Annotated in this window: 10 protein-coding genes; 9 read left to right on the top strand and 1 reads right to left on the bottom strand. The window is 71.5% G+C overall.

All coding sequences use genetic code 11. The features are described from left to right. Window positions 1–3 precede the first annotated feature (3 nt). The 5 genes from OG764_RS39835 to OG764_RS39815 all read left to right on the top strand — a co-directional run bounded on the left by OG764_RS39835 (window position 4) and on the right by OG764_RS39815 (window position 10,410). A complete protein-coding gene (locus OG764_RS39835; protein ID WP_328973722.1) occupies window positions 4–3,822 on the top strand; it encodes a non-ribosomal peptide synthetase in 3,819 nt (1,272 codons plus the stop codon). A 121-nt stretch (window positions 3,823–3,943) separates the two neighbouring features. Continuing rightward, on the top strand, window positions 3,944–7,837 hold the full coding sequence (locus OG764_RS39830) for a non-ribosomal peptide synthetase (protein ID WP_328973721.1): 3,894 nt from the start codon (window positions 3,944–3,946) through the stop codon (window positions 7,835–7,837). A gap of 79 nt (window positions 7,838–7,916) precedes the next feature. Beyond that, window positions 7,917–8,636, top strand: coding sequence for a thioesterase II family protein (locus tag OG764_RS39825; protein ID WP_328973720.1), 720 nt, complete (start codon window positions 7,917–7,919; stop codon window positions 8,634–8,636). A 62-nt stretch (window positions 8,637–8,698) separates the two neighbouring features. Continuing rightward, complete coding sequence (locus OG764_RS39820; RefSeq protein WP_328973719.1) at window positions 8,699–9,652, top strand: ATP-binding cassette domain-containing protein; 954 nt, start codon at window positions 8,699–8,701, stop codon at window positions 9,650–9,652. Between the two features lie 35 nt (window positions 9,653–9,687). Continuing rightward, window positions 9,688–10,410 carry an ABC transporter permease gene (locus OG764_RS39815; protein WP_443056303.1) on the top strand — a complete coding sequence of 241 codons (723 nt, stop codon included), beginning with the start codon at window positions 9,688–9,690 and terminating at the stop codon, window positions 10,408–10,410. Window positions 10,411–10,636: 226 nt separating this feature from the next. Here the strand turns inward: OG764_RS39815 and OG764_RS39810 are convergent, their stop codons facing one another. Then, window positions 10,637–12,091, bottom strand: a complete 1,455-nt coding sequence (locus OG764_RS39810; protein WP_443056302.1) for an FAD-dependent monooxygenase — start codon at window positions 12,089–12,091, stop codon at window positions 10,637–10,639. Window positions 12,092–12,552: 461 nt separating this feature from the next. Here OG764_RS39810 and OG764_RS39805 point away from each other — a divergent pair, with 461 nt between their 5' ends. The 4 genes from OG764_RS39805 to OG764_RS39790 are packed head-to-tail and all read left to right on the top strand — an operon-like array spanning window position 12,553 to window position 17,921. After that, window positions 12,553–12,792, top strand: coding sequence for a phosphopantetheine-binding protein (locus OG764_RS39805; protein ID WP_328973716.1), 240 nt, complete (start codon window positions 12,553–12,555; stop codon window positions 12,790–12,792). Further along, window positions 12,789–14,039 (top strand): cytochrome P450, encoded by a 1,251-nt coding sequence (locus OG764_RS39800; protein ID WP_328973715.1) that lies wholly within the window; start codon window positions 12,789–12,791, stop codon window positions 14,037–14,039. Before OG764_RS39805 ends, OG764_RS39800 begins: the two co-directional genes overlap by 4 nt. Then, window positions 14,036–14,773 (top strand): thioesterase II family protein, encoded by a 738-nt coding sequence (locus OG764_RS39795; protein ID WP_328973714.1) that lies wholly within the window; start codon window positions 14,036–14,038, stop codon window positions 14,771–14,773. The genes OG764_RS39800 and OG764_RS39795 overlap by 4 nt, the downstream gene beginning before the upstream one ends. Window positions 14,774–14,825: 52 nt before the next feature. Next, on the top strand, window positions 14,826–17,921 hold the full coding sequence (locus tag OG764_RS39790; RefSeq protein ID WP_328973713.1) for a type I polyketide synthase: 3,096 nt from the start codon (window positions 14,826–14,828) through the stop codon (window positions 17,919–17,921). Window positions 17,922–17,923: the final 2 nt, after the last annotated feature.

Raw genomic sequence — 17,923 nt, 5'->3', positions numbered from 1 at the left:
GCCATGGTTCCCCTGTCATTCGCACAGCGGCGTTACTGGTTTCTGCACCAACTGGAGGGTGGTGAGACCTGGAACATGCCCTCCGCTCTGCGGATGACAGGGGCCCTGGACCGGGCCGCCCTCGCCGCGGCGATCCACGACGTGATCGACCGGCACGAGATCCTGCGCACCACGTACGTGACGGATGACGAGGGGAAGCCGCACCAGCGGATCCTCCCCATGACGCAGGCGTCGGCACAGGCCCGCCTGCGGGTGGCGGAGGTGACACCCGAAGGCGTGCCCGGCGCGATCGACGAGGCCGTCGCGCACGCCTTCGACCTGGCCACCGAGATCCCGGTCCGGGCGCACCTGCTGTGCTGCTCGCCCGAGGAGCACGTCCTGGTCCTGGTCGTCCACCACATCGCGACGGACGGCAGTTCGAGCGCGCCGATGGCACGGGACCTCGCCGCGGCCTACGCCGCCCGGCGGGACGGCCGGGCGCCCGGCTGGGAGCCGCTGGAGGTGCAGTACAAGGACTACACGCTGTGGCAGCGCGAGGTGGTCGGCGACATCGCGGACCCGGGCAGCCTCGGCGCCGCGCAGGTCGACTACTGGCGCCGGGAGCTGGCCGGGGTGCCGCAGCCGCTGACCCTGCCGCTGGACCGCCCGCGCTCCGAGGACGTGAGCACGGACGGCGACGCGGTCCGCTTCGAGGTGAAGCAGGACGTGGCGGCCGGGCTGGAGAAGCTGGCCGCCGAGCGCGGAGCGACCATGTCGATGGTCGCGCAGGCCGCGCTGGCGGTGCTGCTGCGCCAGCTCGGCGGCGGCGACGACATCACGATCGGATCCCCGATCGCCGGCCGGACCGACGAGGCGCTGGCCGACCTGGTCGGCTGCTTCGTCAACAACCTGGTGCTGCGCGCGGACCTCTCCGGCGACCCGACGTTCGCCGACCTGCTCACGCAGGTGCGGACCAAGTCGCTGACGGCCTACGAGCACCAGGACGTGTCGTTCGACGTGCTGGTCGAGGAACTCAACCCGGAGCGCTCCAACGCGTACCGGCCGCTGTTCCAGGTGATGTGCGGCTGGCAGAACTTCGAGAAGCCCGTCTTCGACTTCCCCGGGCTCGACGTGGAGTTCGTACAGGCCCTCACCTCGAAGGCGATGGTCGACCTGTTCTTCAGCATGGCCCTGGACGACGCCTCGGGGACGCTGTACGGCGACATCCAGTACACGACCAAGCTGTTCGACCGGGACACGGTCGAGGAGATGGGCGCCCGGTTCGCGCGCGTCCTGGAGCAGGTGGCCGCCGATCCGGACGTCTGCGTCGGGGACGTCGACGTGCTCGGCGACGAGGAGCGCCGCCGGCTGCTCGTGGAGGTGAACGACACCGCCGAGCCGTCCCTGGAGGGAGGGCTGCTGGAGGCGATGGGCAGACAGGTGAGAGAGAGACCCGACGCGCCGGCCGTGATCGGCGAGGACGAGACTCTCACCTACCGGGAGCTGGACACACGCTCCAACCGGCTGGCCCACTGGCTGGCCGACCGCGGTGTGCGGCCCGAATCGCTGGTCGCCGTGTGCCTGCCCCGGACCGTGAACCTGATGGTGGCCCTGCTGGCCGTGCTCAAAGCCGGCGGAGGCTACGTTCCGGTCGATCCGGAACACCCGCGCTCCCGCATCGACTTCATCCTCGAACAGGCGGATCCGGCGCTCGTGCTCGACGCCGAGGCACTCGCCGGCGCGGACCTCACGCCGTACCCGGACACACCGCCCGAGGTGGCCGTCCGTCCGGAGAACACCCAGTACGTGATCTACACCTCGGGGTCCACGGGCATCCCGAAGGGCGTGACCATCCCGCGTGGCGCGGTCGCGAACTTCATCGCCTCGGCGCGGCAGCGGTTCCCCCTCTCGCCCGGGGAGCGGATGCTGTTCGCCACGACGGTGTCCTTCGACATGGCGAACACCGAGCTGTACCTCCCCTTCGTCTGCGGCGCGACCATGGTCATGGCCCGCAAGGACACCGTCACCGAGCCCTCGGCCGTGCTGGCGCTCATCCGCCGCCACGAGGTCACCGCGGTGCAGGCCACCCCCGCGTTCTGGCAGATGCTGCTGACGCACGAGCCGGACGCCGCGCAGGGGCTGCGCATCATCACCGGCGCGGAGGCCGTGCCGGTACGGCTGGCCGAGACGCTGGCCCAGCAGGCCGCCGAGGTGGGCAACTGGTACGGCCCCACCGAGACGACGACGTGGTCGACCATGGCGCCCGTACGGGCCGGCGCCGGTGTGGTGATCGGATCGCCGATCGGGAACACCCGGGTGTACGTCCTCGACTCGCGGCTGCGCCCCGTCGCCCGCGGGGTCCAGGGCGAGCTGTACATCGCCGGCGCCGGAGTGGCCCGCGGCTACCAGGGCCGGCCGGACCTGACCGCGGAGCGGTTCGTGCCCTGCCCGTTCGGCCCGCCCGGCGACCGCATGTACCGCACCGGGGACCTGGTGCGCTGGGACCGCGAGGACCGGCTGGAGTACGTCGCGCGCACCGACTTCCAGGTGAAGGTCCGCGGCTTCCGCATCGAGCTCGGTGAGATCGAGTACGCGCTGACCGGGCACCCCGCAGTCGCGCAGGCGGCGGTCGTGGTGCGCGAGGACCACAGCGGCGACAAGGCCGTCGTGGCCTACGTCGTGCCGAAGTCGCAGGCCGCGCCGGCCGACGGGGCGACCGGCGGGCTGCTCGCCGAACTGCCGGTGTACCTGCGCGCGCGCCTGCCCGAGTACATGCTGCCGTCCGCGGTGATCCCGCTCGACCGGATCCCGCTGAGCCCCAACGGCAAGCTCGACCGCCGGGCCCTGCCCGCCCCCGACACGCACGCCCTGGTCAGCCGGGAGCCGCGCAACCACCAGGAAACGCGGCTGTGCGCCTTCTACCGCGAACTGCTGGGCCGCGACGAGGTCGGCATCGACGACAGCTTCTTCGCGCTCGGCGGGCACTCGCTGCTGGCCACCCGCCTCAGCGCCCGCATCCGCAGCGAGTTCGACGTCGTCATGCCGCTGCGGACGATCATCAAGTTCCCCACGGTGGCGGAGCTGGCCGCACTGCTCTCCGGCGCCTCCCACGGCGGGGACCACGCCGATCCGTTCGACATCGTGCTCCCGCTGAACAGCGACCCCGGCACCGGCAAGGAGCCGGTGTGGTTCTTCCACGGCGGCGGCGGCCTCGGCTGGGCGTACTACAGCTTCGTGCCGTACGTACAGGACCGGCCGGCCTACGCCCTGCAGTCCCGCGGCTCCAACGGCGTCGACCCCCTCGCCGGCTCCGTGCGGGAGATGGTCGAGGACTACGTCGCCGAGATGCTGAAGATCCAGCCCGAGGGCCCCTTCCACCTCATCGGCTGGTCCTACGGCGGCACCGTCGTCCAGGCCGTGGCGGACCGCCTCGACCGGCTCGGCCACGAGATCGCCTTCGTGGCGATCCTGGACTCCCAACCCGGCGGGCACGGGTTCACGGAGATCCACGCCGGCAAGCAGCTGTCGGAGTACCGGGCGGAACTCGACGACTACTTCGGCCGGTACATCGGCACCGACAACCAGGAGGAGTTCCTGGACCGCATGGCCCGGGTGCTGGCCAACAACATGGGTCGGATGATGGATTTCCAGTCGCCGGTCTACCGCGGCGACGTGCTGTTCTTCAGCGCGACCCTCCAGGACGAGTCGTACGCCCACCTGTGGCGGCCGCTCGTTCAAGGCTCCCTCGAGGTTCACGAGGTCCGCGCCGTGCACCATGAGATGAACATGCCCGGACCCGTGGCCGAAGTCTTCGAGGTCCTCAGCCGCAGGCTGGCGGAATGACCGGACGTCGACCCGCCGCAGCCGGTTGAACGAACCACTGAAACCACCGGCGAGGCGACCGGGGACGGTGGCCGCTCGCCCCCCGTCCCCGGTCAGCGCCAGATGCACGCAAAGGACTGAAATGATTCCGCTGTCATTCGCACAACGTCGTATGTGGCTTCTGCACCAGCTCGAAGGCGGGGCGGCGACCTACAACATCTCGGCGGCCTTCCGGCTGACCGGATCACTCGACCGGGACGCCCTCGTCGCCTCGATCGGCGACGTGGCCGAGCGGCACGAGATCCTGCGGACCACGTACGCGACGGATGACAACGGTGAGCCCTACTCGCGGATCCTGCCGCCGGCGGACGTGTCGCCCCAGGTGCAGCTCGTCGACGTGGCGCCCGAGGACAAGACCCGCGCGATCGAGGACGCCGTCGCGCACCACTTCGACCTGGAGAACGAACTCCCCTTCCGGGCCAGCCTGCTGCGCCTGGCCCCCGAGGAGCACGTCCTGGTCATGGTCGTCCACCACATCGCCTCGGACGGCAGCTCCGCCGCGCCGATGATGCGGGACCTGGTCCAGGCCTACACCGCGCGCCTGGAGGGCGCGGCCCCCGCCTGGGAGCCGCTGCCCGTCCAGTACAAGGAGTACGCGCAGTGGCAGCGCGAGGTCCTCGGCGACCCGGACGAACCGGGCAGCATCGCCGCGTCCCAGGTCGAGTACTGGCGCAAGGAGCTGTCCGGCATCCCGCAGCCCCTGAACCTGCCGCTGGACCGCCCGCGGCCCGCCGAGGCGAACTCGCACGGCGGCAGGATCGACCTCGTGGCGGCGCCCGAGGTCGCGGCCGGCCTGCAGAAGCTGGCCGAGGAGCGCGGCGCGACCATGGCCATGGTCCTCCAGGCCGCGATATCGGTGCTGCTGCGCAAGCTCGGCGGCGGTGACGACGTCACGATCGGCAGCCCCATCGCCGGCCGCACCGACGAGGCGCTGAACGACCTGATCGGCTTCTTCGTCAACACCCAGGTGCTGCGCGCCGACCTCACCGGCAACCCCACCTTCACCAGCCTGCTCGCGCAGGTGCGGGACAAGTCGCTGACCGCCTACGAGCACCAGGACCTGCCCTTCGACCTGCTGGTCGAGGCCATCAACCCGGAGCGCTCCGCCTCCTACCAGCCGCTGTTCCAGGTCATGTTCGCCTGGCAGAGCTACGCGAAGCCGGACTTCGGGATCCCCGGGCTCGACATGCAGTTCGAGCAGGCCATCCCGGCGACCGCCATGACCGACCTGTTCTTCAGCCTGACCGTCGACGAGTCGGGCGCCCTGCGCGGCGACGTCCAGTACGCGACCCAGCTGTTCGACCAGGACTCGGCCGAGGTGATCGCGGCCCGGCTCGTGCGCGTGCTGGAGCAGATCGTCGCCGACCCGAACGTGCACGTCGGGGACATCGACGTGCTGAGCGCGCCCGAGCGCGAGCGCCTGCTCACCGAGGTCAACGCCGCCCGCAACGACGTCCCCGAGGCCACCCTCGTCGAGCTGTTCGAGCGCCAGGCCGCGCTGCGTCCGGAGGCCGGCGCGGTCTCCTACGAGGACACCACCCTCACCTACGGCGAGACCAACGCCCGCGCCAACCGGCTCGCGCGCCACCTCGTCGCCCAGGGCGTGGGCCCCGAGTCCCTCGTCGGCGTCTGCCTGGAGCGCTCCGCCGACCTGGTCGTCGCCCTGCTGGCGGTCCTCAAGGCGGGCGGCGCCTACCTGCCGATCGACCCCGACTCCCCGGCCGACCGCATCGCCTACATCGTCCAGGACGCCGAGCCGGTCCTGCTGGTCACCACCAGCACCAACGAGGTGGCGCTCGACCTGTCCCACGACCTCCCGCTGGTCCACCTCGACCAGGCCGAGGCCTTCGCGGGGCACGCGGACACCGACCTCACCGACGCCGAGCGCCGCGCGGCCCTGAGCCCCGCGCACCCGGCGTACGTCATCTACACCTCCGGGTCCACCGGCCGCCCCAAGGGCGTGCTCATCCCGCACAGCAACGTGGTCGGGCTCTTCAGCGGCACCCGGGAGGGCTTCTCCTTCGGCGCGGACGACGTGTGGACCCTCTTCCACTCGTACGCCTTCGACTTCTCGGTGTGGGAGCTGTGGGGCCCGCTGCTCCACGGCGGACGCCTCGTCGTCGTCCCCTACGACGTCTCCCGCTCCCCGGCCGACTTCCTCCAGCTGCTCGCCCGCGAGCGGGTCACCATCCTCAACCAGACCCCCTCGGCCTTCTACCAGCTGGTCCAGGCCGACGCCGACGCCCCCGGCGAGGAACTGGCGCTGCGCTACGTCGTGTTCGGCGGCGAGGCCCTCGACCTGAACCGCCTCGCGGACTGGTACGCGCGCCACGCCTCCGACGCGCCGGTGCTCGTGAACATGTACGGCATCACCGAGACCACCGTGCACGTCACCCGCATCGACCTGGACGAGCACTCCGCCGCCCGCTTCAAGGCCAGCGTGATCGGCCCGGCCATCCCGGGCCTGCGCGCCTACGTCCTGGACACCAACCTCAAGCCGGCGGCCACCGGCGTCACCGGCGAGCTGTACGTGGCGGGCTACGGCCTGGCCCGCGGCTACCACGGCCGGCCGGACCTGACCGCGGGACGCTTCGTCGCGTGCCCGTTCGGCGAGCCGGGCGAGCGCATGTACCGCAGTGGCGACCTGGTCCGCTGGAGCAAGAACGGCCAGCTGGAGTACGTCGGCCGGGCCGACTCCCAGGTCAAGATCCGCGGCTTCCGCATCGAGCTCGGCGAGATCGAGCACGCCCTGGCCGGCCACCCCGGCGTCGCCGAGGCCGTCGTCCTGGTCCGCGAGAACGGGGCGGACGACAAGCGCCTGGTCGGCTACGTGGTGCCCGAGCCCGAGGCCACCGTGTCGGTCGCCGAGCTCACCGAGTACCTGCGCGGCAGCCTGCCGGACTACATGGTGCCGTCCGCGCTGATCGCGCTGCCCGAGATCCCGCTGACCTCCAACGGCAAGCTCGACCGCCGGGCGCTGCCCGAGGAGGACGCGCACACCGCGGTCGGCGGCCGGGAGCCGCGCAACGCCTACGAGCAGCGGCTGAGCGCCCTGTTCGCCGAACTGCTGGGCCTGGAGCGGGTCGGCATCGACGACGGCTTCTTCGCGCTCGGCGGGCACTCGCTGCTGGCCACCCGCCTCAGCGTGCGCGTCCGCAAGGAGTTCGACATCGACATCCCGATCCGGACGATCATCAAGTACCCGACCGTGGCCGAGCTGGCCGCGCTGATGCTCGCCGGCGGTGTCCCCGACGACGACGCCGACTCGTTCGCGGTCGTGCTGCCGCTGAACACCGACCCCGGCACGGGCAAGCCGCCGGTGTGGTTCTTCCACGGCGGCGGCGGGCTGGGCTGGGCGTACTACAGCTTCGTGCTGCACCTCCAGGACCGGGCCGCCTACGCCCTGCAGTCCCGCGGCTCCGACGGCGTGGACACCCTCGCCGGCTCCGTGCAGGAGATGGTCGACGACTACGTCACCGAGATGCTGAAGATCCAGCCGGAAGGCCCCTTCAACCTCATCGGCTGGTCCTACGGCGGCACCATCGTGCAGGCCGTCGCGGACAAGCTCGACCGGCTCGGCCACGAGGTCGCCCTCGTCGCGATCCTGGACGCCCAGCCGGGCGGCCACGGATTCACCGAGGTCCACGGCGGAAAGGACTCGTCGGACTACCGGGACGAACTCGAAGAGGACTTCAGCCGGTACATCCGCATGGGCAACCGGCAGGGCTTCCTGGACACCATGGCGAAGGTCATCGCCAACAACACGTCCCGGATGATGGATTTCGAATCGCCCGCCTACCGCGGCGACGTGCTGTATTTCAACGCCACGCTCGAGGACCAGTCGTACGCGCACCTCTGGCGGCCGTACGTCCTCGGTTCCCTCGACGTGCACGACATGCGGGCCACGCACCACGAGATGCACATGCCCGGACCCGTGGCCGAATTCTTCGCGGTCGTCGGCGACAAGCTGGCGTGACCGCCGGCCGACTTTTTTACGGAACTCGACAAACGATCGAAATGGATGATTGGGGTTGGTCGGCGTGACAGGGTCCGGCATGTCTGCGGGACACGAGGAACAGACCACGCTGCTGTGCGTGCCGTTCGCGGGAGCGGGTCCTTCGTTCTTCCACCCGTGGCGGGAGCTGTCCGCCGGCCGGTGGCGGGTGACCTCCGTCGAGCTCCCCGGCCGGGAGCGGAAGTTCATGGAGGAGCCGTACCGGAACGTCGTCGAGGCGGCCAAGGGCTCGATCGACGAGATCGTCGCGGACCTCGGCGAAGGGGCCCGGGTCGTGCTGTTCGGGCACAGCCTGGGCGCGGTGCTCGCGTACGAGCTGGTGCACCTGCTCACCGCGCGCGGCGTGCAGGTCGAGCGGCTGTTCGTCAGCGGTTCGCCGGGTCCCTGGACCCAGCGCGAGCGCCGGGCGACCGGGCTCCAGGACGACGAGTTCCTCGCCCGGGTCGAGGAGTTCGCGGGCTTCCGGCACGAGGCCCTCGACCACCCGGAGATGCGCGAGCTCATCCTCCCCGTGCTCCAGGCCGACTGCGAGATGCACGAGAACTACGTGCCGAGCATCGACGACCCGGTGACGGTGCCGATCTGCTCGCTGCGCGGCGACTCCGACGGCCTGGTCACGGCCGAGGAGGGCAACCAGTGGCAGGCCGCGACCACGGCCGGCTTCAGCTACGTGGAGTTCCCCGGCGACCACATGTACCTGGTCGACAGCGGCCGCGAGGTACTCGACGTGATCGAAGCGGAGTCCGCCCGCGGCCGCTAGGACAGGCGCTCGCGTCAGTGCTGTGACAGGTCGATGACAGGCCCGGAGAGGAAAGTGGAGGCATGAGAAGTTCAGCGATTGCAGTTTCAGGGCTGCGCAAGGCATACGGCGACAAGGTCGTGCTCGACGGCATCGACTTCGAAGTCGCCGCGGGATCGATCTTCTCCCTGCTCGGCCCGAACGGGGCCGGCAAGACGACGACGGTCAACGTCCTGACGACGCTGCTGAGAGCGGACGCCGGCACGGTGACGGTCGCCGGGCACGACGTGGCGACCGCGACGCAGCAGGCGCGCGCGTCCATCGGCGTGACCGGTCAGTTCGCCGCGGTGGACGAGCTGTTGTCGGGCCGGGAGAACCTGCAGCTGATGGCGGACCTGAAGCGGGTGCGCTCCGGCGACCAGGTGGTGACGCGACTGCTGGAGCGTTTCGACCTGGTGGAGTCGGCGGACAAGCTGTCGGCGACGTACTCCGGCGGCATGCGCCGCAAGCTGGACCTGGCGATGACCCTGGTCGGCAACCCGGAGATCATCTTCCTGGACGAGCCGACGACGGGTCTCGACCCGCGCAGCCGGCGCACCATGTGGGGCATCGTCCGCGAGCTGGTCGCCGAGGGCACCACCATCTTCCTCACCACCCAGTACCTCGAGGAGGCCGACCAGCTCGCCGACCAGATCGCGGTGCTCAACGGGGGCCGCCTGGTCGCCCAGGGCACCTCCGACGAGCTCAAGCGCCAGATCCCCGGCACCCACGTCCGGTTCCGCTTCGCCGACCACTACGAACTCGACGCCGCGGCCCGGGTCCTGGGCGAGTCCACGCGCGACGACGAGGAGCTGACCCTGCGGGTGCCGAGCGACGGCGAGACGCGGTCGCTGCGGGTCCTGCTGGACCGGCTCGACGCGCACTCGATCGACGCCATGGAGTTCTCGGTCAACCGGCCGGACCTCGACGACGTCTTCCTCGCCCTCACCGAAAAGACGGGCACCGAGCACAAGAGCAAGGAGGCGATGGCACAGTGAGCACTGTCTCGACGCCGTTGGCCGATTCGGCGATCATGCTGCGCCGCAACCTCAAGCACAACGTGCGCAACCCCATCACGATGTTCAACGCGGTCCTGGTGCCCATCGTGATCATGCTGATGTTCGTCAAGGTGTTCGGCGGCGCGTTCAGCGTCGGCGACACGTACATCAACTACGTGACGCCCGGCCTGCTCGTGATGGCCATCAGCTACGGGCTGAGCGCCACCGCGACGGCCGTGAACTCCGACATGACCAAGGGCATCATCAACCGGTTCAAGGTCATGGACGTCTCCCGCGGCGCCATGCTGACCGGGCACGTCGTCATCACCACGGTCCGCGCCCTGGCGGGCTGCGCCGCCATCATCGCGGTGGCCTTCGCGATGGGCTTCGACCCGGCCGCGAGCGCCACCGACTGGCTCGGCGTGATCGGCGTCATCGTGCTCCTCAGCTTCGCCACCGGCTGGCTCACCGTCGCCATGGGCCTGGCCTCCAAGTCCGCGGAGTCCGCCGGCATGGGCGCCGTGCCGCTGATCATGCTGCCGTTCCTGAGCAGCGCGTTCGTCCCCGCGGAGTCGATGGGGGCCGGCGTGCGGCAGTTCGCGGAGTACCAGCCCTTCACCCCGATCATCGAGACGCTGCGCGGACTGCTGGCGGGCAACCCGTCCGGCGGCGACGCGGTCGCGGCCGTCGCCTGGTGCGTCGGGATCGCCGTGGTCGGCTACGTGTGGGCGGTCTCCACGTTCAAGAAGCGGGCCTGACCCCCGGCCGGCCCGGACCGGCCGGTCGGTCCTTCCCCCGGAGCCGCCTCGGCGCACGTCGCCGAGGCGGCTTCCGTGCGTCCGCCCGCCGCGGTCCCGATCCGCCCCGGCCGCCCGTCCCCGCCCGTGCCGCCCGGCTGCGCGCGCACCGCGTCCACCCCGTACGACGAAGGCGGCCGCCACGACCCTCAGCAGGTCGTGGCGGCCGCCTTCGTCGTACGGGGCCTCAGCCCTCCAGGGCCGGGCCGAACCAGGTGGTGAGCGCGGTCCGCAGCGCCGCCGTGTCGGGCGCGTCGCCGTGGGAGACCGCCCAGGCGGCGTGGCCGTCGGGGCGGATCAGGACCGCGGCGGGCGCCGGGATCTCGCCGACGCCCGGGACGGGCCAGACCTCGTCCTCGCTGCGGGCCTCGACGAAGTCGACGCGGCCGGCCCAGCCCCGGGCCAGCGCCGCCAGCTCGCCGCCGGCGCCCAGGTCGAGCAGGACGGGGCGGCCGCCGTGGAGCAGCTCGTAGACGCACTCGGCGCCGTCGGACGACTTGAGGTCGGCGTCGAAGACCCGGCGGCCCGCCAGCTCGTGGCCGCCCTCGGCCGGGTAGCGGATGTCCAGGGCGTTCAGCATGTGCCGCAGCTTCGTGTTGACGTCGTCGAACACCATCAGCTCGCTGAAGACGTCGCGCAGCGCGTCCGTCTGGGCGCCGGGGCGGGCCAGCGCCGCCTGCGCCCGGGTGTTGTGCAGCACGCGCTCCCCGATGGGGTGGCGCTCTGCGTGGTAGGTGTCCAGGAGGCTCTCCGGGGCCGTGCCGCGCACCACCGAGGCGAGCTTCCAGCCGAGGTTGACGGCGTCCTGCACGCCCATGTTCAGTCCCTGCCCGCCGGCCGGGAAGTGGATGTGCGCGGCGTCGCCCGCGAGCAGCACCCGGCCCTGCCGGTACTGGGCGGCCTGCCGCGCGGTGTCGTTGAACCGGGAGATCCACCGCGGGTTGGTCATCCCGAAGTCCGTGCCCGCCAGCCGGATCAGCGCGTCCCGGAGCTGCTCGAACGTCGTGACCTCGTCGGGGTCCACGAGGTCGTACTCGGAGGTGATCACCCGGTACCAGCCCGGCTCGAAGGCGACCGCCGAGTAGTCGCCGCCCTCGACGCGCCGCACCCAGATGTAGTCCTCGGTCATGTCGGGGAGCTCGACGTCGCCGATCAGCGAGGTCATCGTCGCCGCCGTGCCGGGGAAGTCGATGCCGGCCAGCTTGCGCACCGCGCTGCGCCCGCCGTCGCAGCCCACGAGGTAGCGGGCGCGCAGCGTCGCCGCGTCCGGCGTGCCCGCGTTCAGCTCGACGCTCACGCCGGTCTCGTCCTGGCTGACGCCCGTCACCTCGGACGCCCGGCGGATCCGTACGCCGAGCTCGGTGGCGCGCTCCTCCAGCAGCCGCTCGATGGCGGACTGAAGGATCATCAGCGGGAAGGGGTGCCTCGATTCCGACTCGTCGAAGTCTAGAAAGAGGGCGGAGAAATGGCCGACCGGCTGGAGTTCGCCGATCTCGAGGAATCGCTCCACGATCCCGCGCTGGTCGAGCACCTCCAGGGTGCGGGAGTGGATTCCGCCGGCCCGCGATTCGCCCGTCGGCTCCGGGAGCCGCTCGGCCACCACCACGTCGACGCCCGCCAGACGCAGCTCGCAGGCGAGCATCAGGCCTGTCGGCCCGGCGCCCGCGATCACCACGTCTGCATCGATGTCGCTGTGTCCCACGTCGTTCCCCCTCATTCCACTGCGCCTCTAACGTCGTTGAATCACCTTCACGTTCACTGAACGGGAATCAGCCGGTCAATAAACGCCGGTTCCCGACGGGGCAAGCCGCTGCCGAACTTGCCGTGTCCCGCCGGCGGGACGGTCCTCGGGGAGCGTCGTGGTTCGGCCGCCTGGTCCACTCTCAACCTCACGGGCCGGGGAGTACCGGGACACCGCCGGCACGGTGTGATCGGGCGCGAATTCACGCGAGACTCGGTCCGGCCATTCAGAGATTTTGTCTCGCCGGCGGGACAGCGCGGCCCATGGCCCCCAGTGGCCGTAACGGCGGTGGACGGTCCGGAGGCAGGACCGAAATGACGCGAGCGGGCACTCCCGGTCGGTGGAGAAAGGGAAGACGGGCAATGGAATCTGTGTCGCTGGCGCAGGACATCGCGGAGCTGTGGGGGGAATTCCTCGCCGACGGAAAGGTCGGGGTCGAGGACGACTTCTTCGTGCTCGGCGGCAATTCGCTCACCGGAATCAAGATCATCGAGCGGGTGGCGCAGGACTACGGCGTCCAGCTGTCCGTGCGCGACTTCTACCTGGCCCAGACCCCGGCCCGGGTCGCCGAGCTGATCGAGCAGGGGAGGGCCGCGGCGTGAGGCTGACGCCGGGTCCCGCCCGCGACGTCGACCTCGCCGGCCTCGACCTGTTCGACCTGGACCTCTACACCTCGGGCGATCCGCACCCGATCTGGGACGTGATGCGGGCCAAGGCGCCGCTGCACCACCAGGTCCTGCCGGACGGCCGCGAGTTCTGGTCCGTGACCCGCTACGAGGACGTCCGCCGCGTCCTGAGCGACCACCGCGAGTTCACCTCCGAGCGCGGCACGGTCCCCACCCACCTCGGGACGGACGACCCCGCGGCCGGCGTGCTCATGACGTCGACCGACCCGCCGCGGCACACCGAGGTCCGCCGGCCGCTCGGCACCAAGCTCACCGCCCGGGCCGTGAAGACCTGGGAGGACTCGATCCGGCGCACGATCGTGCACTTCCTCGAACCGGCGCTCGACGGCGAGGTCTTCGACCTGGCCGAGAAGGCGCTGCTGCTCCCGGCGATGGTCACCGGCCCCCTCCTGGGTCTCCCGGAGAAGGACTGGCAGGAGCTCGTCCAGCTCACCGCGATGGTGACGGCTCCCTCGGACCCGCACTTCCAGCTGGGCAGCGAGGCCGCGACCCTCGCCATCTCCCACCACGAGCTCCTCACCTACGTCCGGGACTGGGTCAAGACGCGCCGCAAGTCCGGCGAAGAGGACGAGAGCCTGCTGCACCACCTCATGACCTTCCGCCCCGGCGGCGAGGCCCTGTCCGACGAGGAGATCGCCCTCGACGGCTACAGCATCCTGCTGGGCGCCAACGTGACCACGCCGCACACCGTCTCGGGCACCGTCGAGGCGCTCATCGAGCGCCCCGTGCAGTTCGACAAGGCGGCGGCCGACCTCTCGCTGGTGCCGAACCTGGTCGAGGAAGGGCTGCGCTGGACGTCGGCGGCCTGCAACTTCATGCGGTACGCGGTGGACGACGTCGAGATCGGCGGGGGCACCATCCCGGCCGGCGGCGCGGTCGTGGCGTGGATCGGCTCGGCCAACCGGGACGAGACCCTCTTCCCCGACCCGCACACCTTCGACATCACGCGCGAAGGCGCCAAGCGCCAGGCCGCGTTCGGGTTCGGGACGCACTTCTGCATCGGGGCGCCGCTCGCCCGGATGACGCTGCGCATCTTCTTCGAGGAACTGCTCACGCGGTTCCAGTCGATCGAGCTCGCCGGCGAACCGCAGCACCTGCGGTCGTACTTCATCGCCGGGATGACCCACCTCCCCATCGTCGGCCAGAAACGACAGACACCATGACAACCGGCACCACCACCGCCACCTCGCCGTGGTTCGTCCGGCCGCAGACCGAGGGGCACGCCGCCCGGCTGTTCTGCCTCCCCTTCTCCGGGTCCGGGGCCTCGGCCTTCAGCGCCTGGCCGGCCGCGCTCGACGACGTCGAGGTCTGCCCGGTGCAGTTCCCCGGCCGCGAGAACCGGCTGGGCCACCCCCACTACGGCACCTACGAGAACCTGGCCGACAGCCTGGTCGAACCGCTGGAGCCGCTGCTCGACCGCCCGTACGCGATCTTCGCGCACTGTGCGGGCGCGATGCCCGCGTACGAGACGGTCCTGCGCCTGGCCGAGCGGGGCCTGCCCGGACCCGGCGCCCTCTTCGTGTCGGGTCAGCCGGCCCCGCACGACGCCTCGCGCGACCGGATGCTCTCCATGACCGAGCCCGAGCTGCGCGCCGAGCTGGAGTCGTTCATCCGCAGCCGGGGCATCGAGCCGCGGCCCGACATGATCGACATGGGCATGTACGTGCTGCTGCGCGACCACGCCGCCGCGGGCGCCTACGCGCGGTCGGAGCCGGTCAAGGTGGACTGCCCCATCGTCGTCCTGCACTGGCGGGAGGACACCGACGTGAGCCTCGAAGAGCTGGAGGGCTGGCGCCGGTACTCGGACTCCGTCGAGATCCGGGTGGTCGAGGGCGGCCACTACGACTTCATGGACGCGCCGGACGAGCTGCTGAAGCTGCTGACCTCTTGGCGCTGACAGCGGTGCCGCCCGTAAGAGCCATTTGCCGAGGGACCCGGAAGGAATTCGTATGAGTGGCGCATCCGCCGACATCGCCGTCATCGGGATGTCGTGCCGCTTTCCCGGCGTGAACGACCCGGGTGAGTTCTGGCGCGTGCTGGTCGACGGGGAGTCGACCTTCGGGACGTTCCCCGAGGACCGCGCCCGCGACTCGAAGTACACGTCCCACCCGGACGCCGCCACCCTGGGCTCGGGCTCGTTCCTCGGCTCCATCGACACGTTCGACGCGGAGTTCTTCGGAACGGGTCCGGCCGAGGCGGCCGCCATGGACCCCGTGCAGCGGCTCGGGCTGGAGCTCGCCTGGGAAGCCGTCGAAGACGCCCGCATCCCGGCGACCGCGCTCGCGGGCCGCGCGGTCGACGTCGTGGTCGGCGCCGGGCCCTCCGGGTACGAGCTGCTGCGCACGCTGTCCGGCAGCGACCGGGACGACCCCTTCGCCGCGCTCGGCTCCGGCGGTGCGCTGATCGCGAACCGGATCTCCAGCCTGTTCGACGTCCGCGGCATGAGCTTCTGCGCGGACTCGGGCCAGTCCTCCTCCCTTGTCTCGCTGGCGCTGACGTGCGACCGGATCCGCAGCGGCGCGGTCGACATGGCGCTCGCGGGCGGCGTGGAACTGATCGTCGACCCGGAAGCGGGAGCGGGCCTCGCGAACCTGGGCGCCCTGTCGCCCGACGGCCGCTGCTTCCCCTTCGACGAACGGGCCAACGGCTTCGTCCGGGGCGAGGGCGGGGCGTTCGTCCTGCTGAAGCGGCTCGACCTCGCCGTCGCCGACGGCGACCACATCTACGCGGTGGTGCGCGGCTGGGGCGTCGGCAGCGGCGGCGCGACCTCCCGGATACCGGATCCCAGCCCCGCCGGGCAGGCGGCGGCCGTGCGGGCCGCCCTCGCCTGCGCGGACGTGCCGTTCGACAGCATCGACTACGTCGAGGCGCACGGCACCGGCACCCGCATGGGCGACCCGGCCGAGATATCCGGTCTGCGCGAGGTGTTCCGGCACACCGGCCGGAGCCGCCGCCTGGCGATCGGCTCGGCGAAGGCGAACGTCGGGCACCTGGAGCCGGGCGCGGGGATCGTCGGCTTCGTGAAGGCGGCCCTCTGCGTGGACCGCGCCCACCTGGTCCCGCAGCCCGACTTCCGCTCCCCGAACCCCGCCGTCCCGGACTTCGAGGAGGACTTCGAGGTCCTGCGGGCCGCGCGGCCCTGGCCGGGTGCGCCCGGCCGGCCGCGGCGGGCGGGAGTGTCGTCGTTCGGCCTGGGCGGCACCTACGCGCACGTGATCCTGGAGCAGGCGCCCGAGCCGCGGCCGCACACCCGCGCCGCGGACGCGGACGCGACCCCCGCGGGCGCCCCCGCGGTGCTGCCGTGGGTGCTGTCGGCGAAGTCGGCGCAGGCGCTGCGCGACCAGGCGGCCCGGCTGCGGGACCTCGTGACCGCGGACGCCTCCCTCTCGGCCGCCGACGTCGGCCACTCGCTGGTGTCGACCCGGTCGCTGTTCGAGCACCGTGCGGTGGTGCTCGGCGCCGGCCGCGAGGAGGCCCTGGCGGGTCTGGACCTGGTGGCGGCGGGCGGTGACTCGGCGCAGGCGGTGCGCGGCGTCGCCGGTGACCCGAAGGGCCCCGTCGTCTTCGTCTTCCCCGGCCAGGGCTCGCAGTGGCTGGGCATGGGCAAGGAGCTGTACGCGCAGTCGGAGGTGTTCGCGCGTTCGATCGACGCGTGCGAGCGGGCTCTGGCGCCGTACGTGGACTGGTCGCTGGTGGACGTGGTGACCGGTGCCGAGTCGGCCGCGTCGATGGACCGGGTGGACGTGGTCCAGCCGGCGCTGTTCTCGATGATGGTGTCGCTGGCGCAGGTGTGGCGTTCGCTGGGCGTGGTCCCCGAGGCGGTGATCGGGCACTCGCAGGGCGAGATCGCGGCGGCCTGCGTGTCGGGCGCCCTCTCCCTCGAGGACGCGGCCCGGATCAGCGCCCTGCGCAGCAAGGCCCTGATCGAACTGGCCGGCCCGGGCGGGATGAGCGCGGTCGCCGCGCCCGCCGCATGGGTCGAGGAGCGGCTGGAGCAGTGGTCCGGGCGGATCGCCCTGGCCGCCGTCAACGGCCCGGCGTCGTCGGTGATCGCCGGCGACAACGAGGCGCTCGACGCGTTCGCCGAGAAGGCGGCCGCCGAGGACGTCCGGGTGCGCCGGGTCAAGGTGGACTACGCCTCGCACTCCCACCACGTCGAACGCATCAGGGCCCGGCTGCTGGCGGAGACCGAGGGCATCACGCCCCGGGAATCGGCCGTGAAGTTCTACTCCACGGTCACCGGCGGCCTGCTCGACACCCGCGCGCTCGACGGCACGTACTGGTACGACAACCTGCGCTCGATGGTGCGTTTCGGCGAGGTCGTCGACGACCTGATGCGCGCGCAGGGCGGGGTGTTCGTCGAGGTCAGCCCGCACCCCGTGCTCCAGGTGGCGATGGAGGAGGCCGCTGAGGCGCTGGCGGTCCCGCCGGTGCTCGCGAGCACCCTGCACAAGCGTGACGGCAGCACCGGCCAGGTCCTGGCCTCGCTCGCCGGCCTGCACGTCCAGGGCGTTCCGGTGAACTGGAACGCGGTCTTCGCTGCGGACCGGCCGCGCCGCACCGCCCTGCCGACCTACGCGTTCCAGCGGCAGCGGTACTGGCTGACGGCGCCCGACGGCGCCGCGGCCGCGACCGCGGCCGGCGCCGACGCGCAGGCGGACGGGCCGGGCGCCGGGGCGGCCGCGTTCGGCTCGGAGTCCGAGGTCCTCGCACTGGTGTGCGCCGAGACGGCGGCACTGATGAGCGCGAACGGCGCGGGCCTGACCGGCGCCGACATCGCGGCGAGGGCGACGGAGACCTTCAAGGTGCTGGGCTTCGACTCGTCGATGGCCGTGGGACTGCGCAACCGGCTCGCCGCGGCGGCCGGCGTACGGCTCCCGGCCACGGTCGCGTTCACCTATCCCACCCCGCAGGCGCTCGCCCGCCAGATCTTCTCCCTCCTCGCACCGCAGGCGCCCGACGCCCCGGAGCCGGTGGAGGAAGCGGTCGTGGAAAGTCGCAGTGATGATGATTTGTACGCATTGATCGACCGCGGATACATGTAGCA

Origin of the sequence: Streptomyces sp. NBC_00239, from assembly GCF_036194065.1 — a bacterium.
In the GTDB taxonomy this organism is placed as follows: Bacteria; Actinomycetota; Actinomycetes; order Streptomycetales; family Streptomycetaceae; genus Streptomyces.
This window is presented reverse-complemented; position numbering and strand designations above follow the sequence as displayed.

Excerpts from the sequence above, each read along its gene's own strand:
- OG764_RS39835 (WP_328973722.1), top strand. The coding sequence starts at position 4 with ATGGTTCCCCTGTCATTCGCACAGCGGCGTTACTGGTTTCTGCACCAA.
- OG764_RS39830 (WP_328973721.1), top strand. The coding sequence starts at position 3,944 with ATGATTCCGCTGTCATTCGCACAACGTCGTATGTGGCTTCTGCACCAG.
- OG764_RS39825 (WP_328973720.1), top strand. The coding sequence starts at position 7,917 with ATGTCTGCGGGACACGAGGAACAGACCACGCTGCTGTGCGTGCCGTTC.
- OG764_RS39820 (WP_328973719.1), top strand. The coding sequence starts at position 8,699 with ATGAGAAGTTCAGCGATTGCAGTTTCAGGGCTGCGCAAGGCATACGGC.
- OG764_RS39815 (WP_443056303.1), top strand. The coding sequence starts at position 9,688 with ATGCTGCGCCGCAACCTCAAGCACAACGTGCGCAACCCCATCACGATG.
- OG764_RS39810 (WP_443056302.1), bottom strand. The coding sequence starts at position 12,091 with ATGCTCGCCTGCGAGCTGCGTCTGGCGGGCGTCGACGTGGTGGTGGCC.
- OG764_RS39805 (WP_328973716.1), top strand. The coding sequence starts at position 12,553 with ATGGAATCTGTGTCGCTGGCGCAGGACATCGCGGAGCTGTGGGGGGAA.
- OG764_RS39795 (WP_328973714.1), top strand. The coding sequence starts at position 14,036 with ATGACAACCGGCACCACCACCGCCACCTCGCCGTGGTTCGTCCGGCCG.
- OG764_RS39790 (WP_328973713.1), top strand. The coding sequence starts at position 14,826 with ATGAGTGGCGCATCCGCCGACATCGCCGTCATCGGGATGTCGTGCCGC.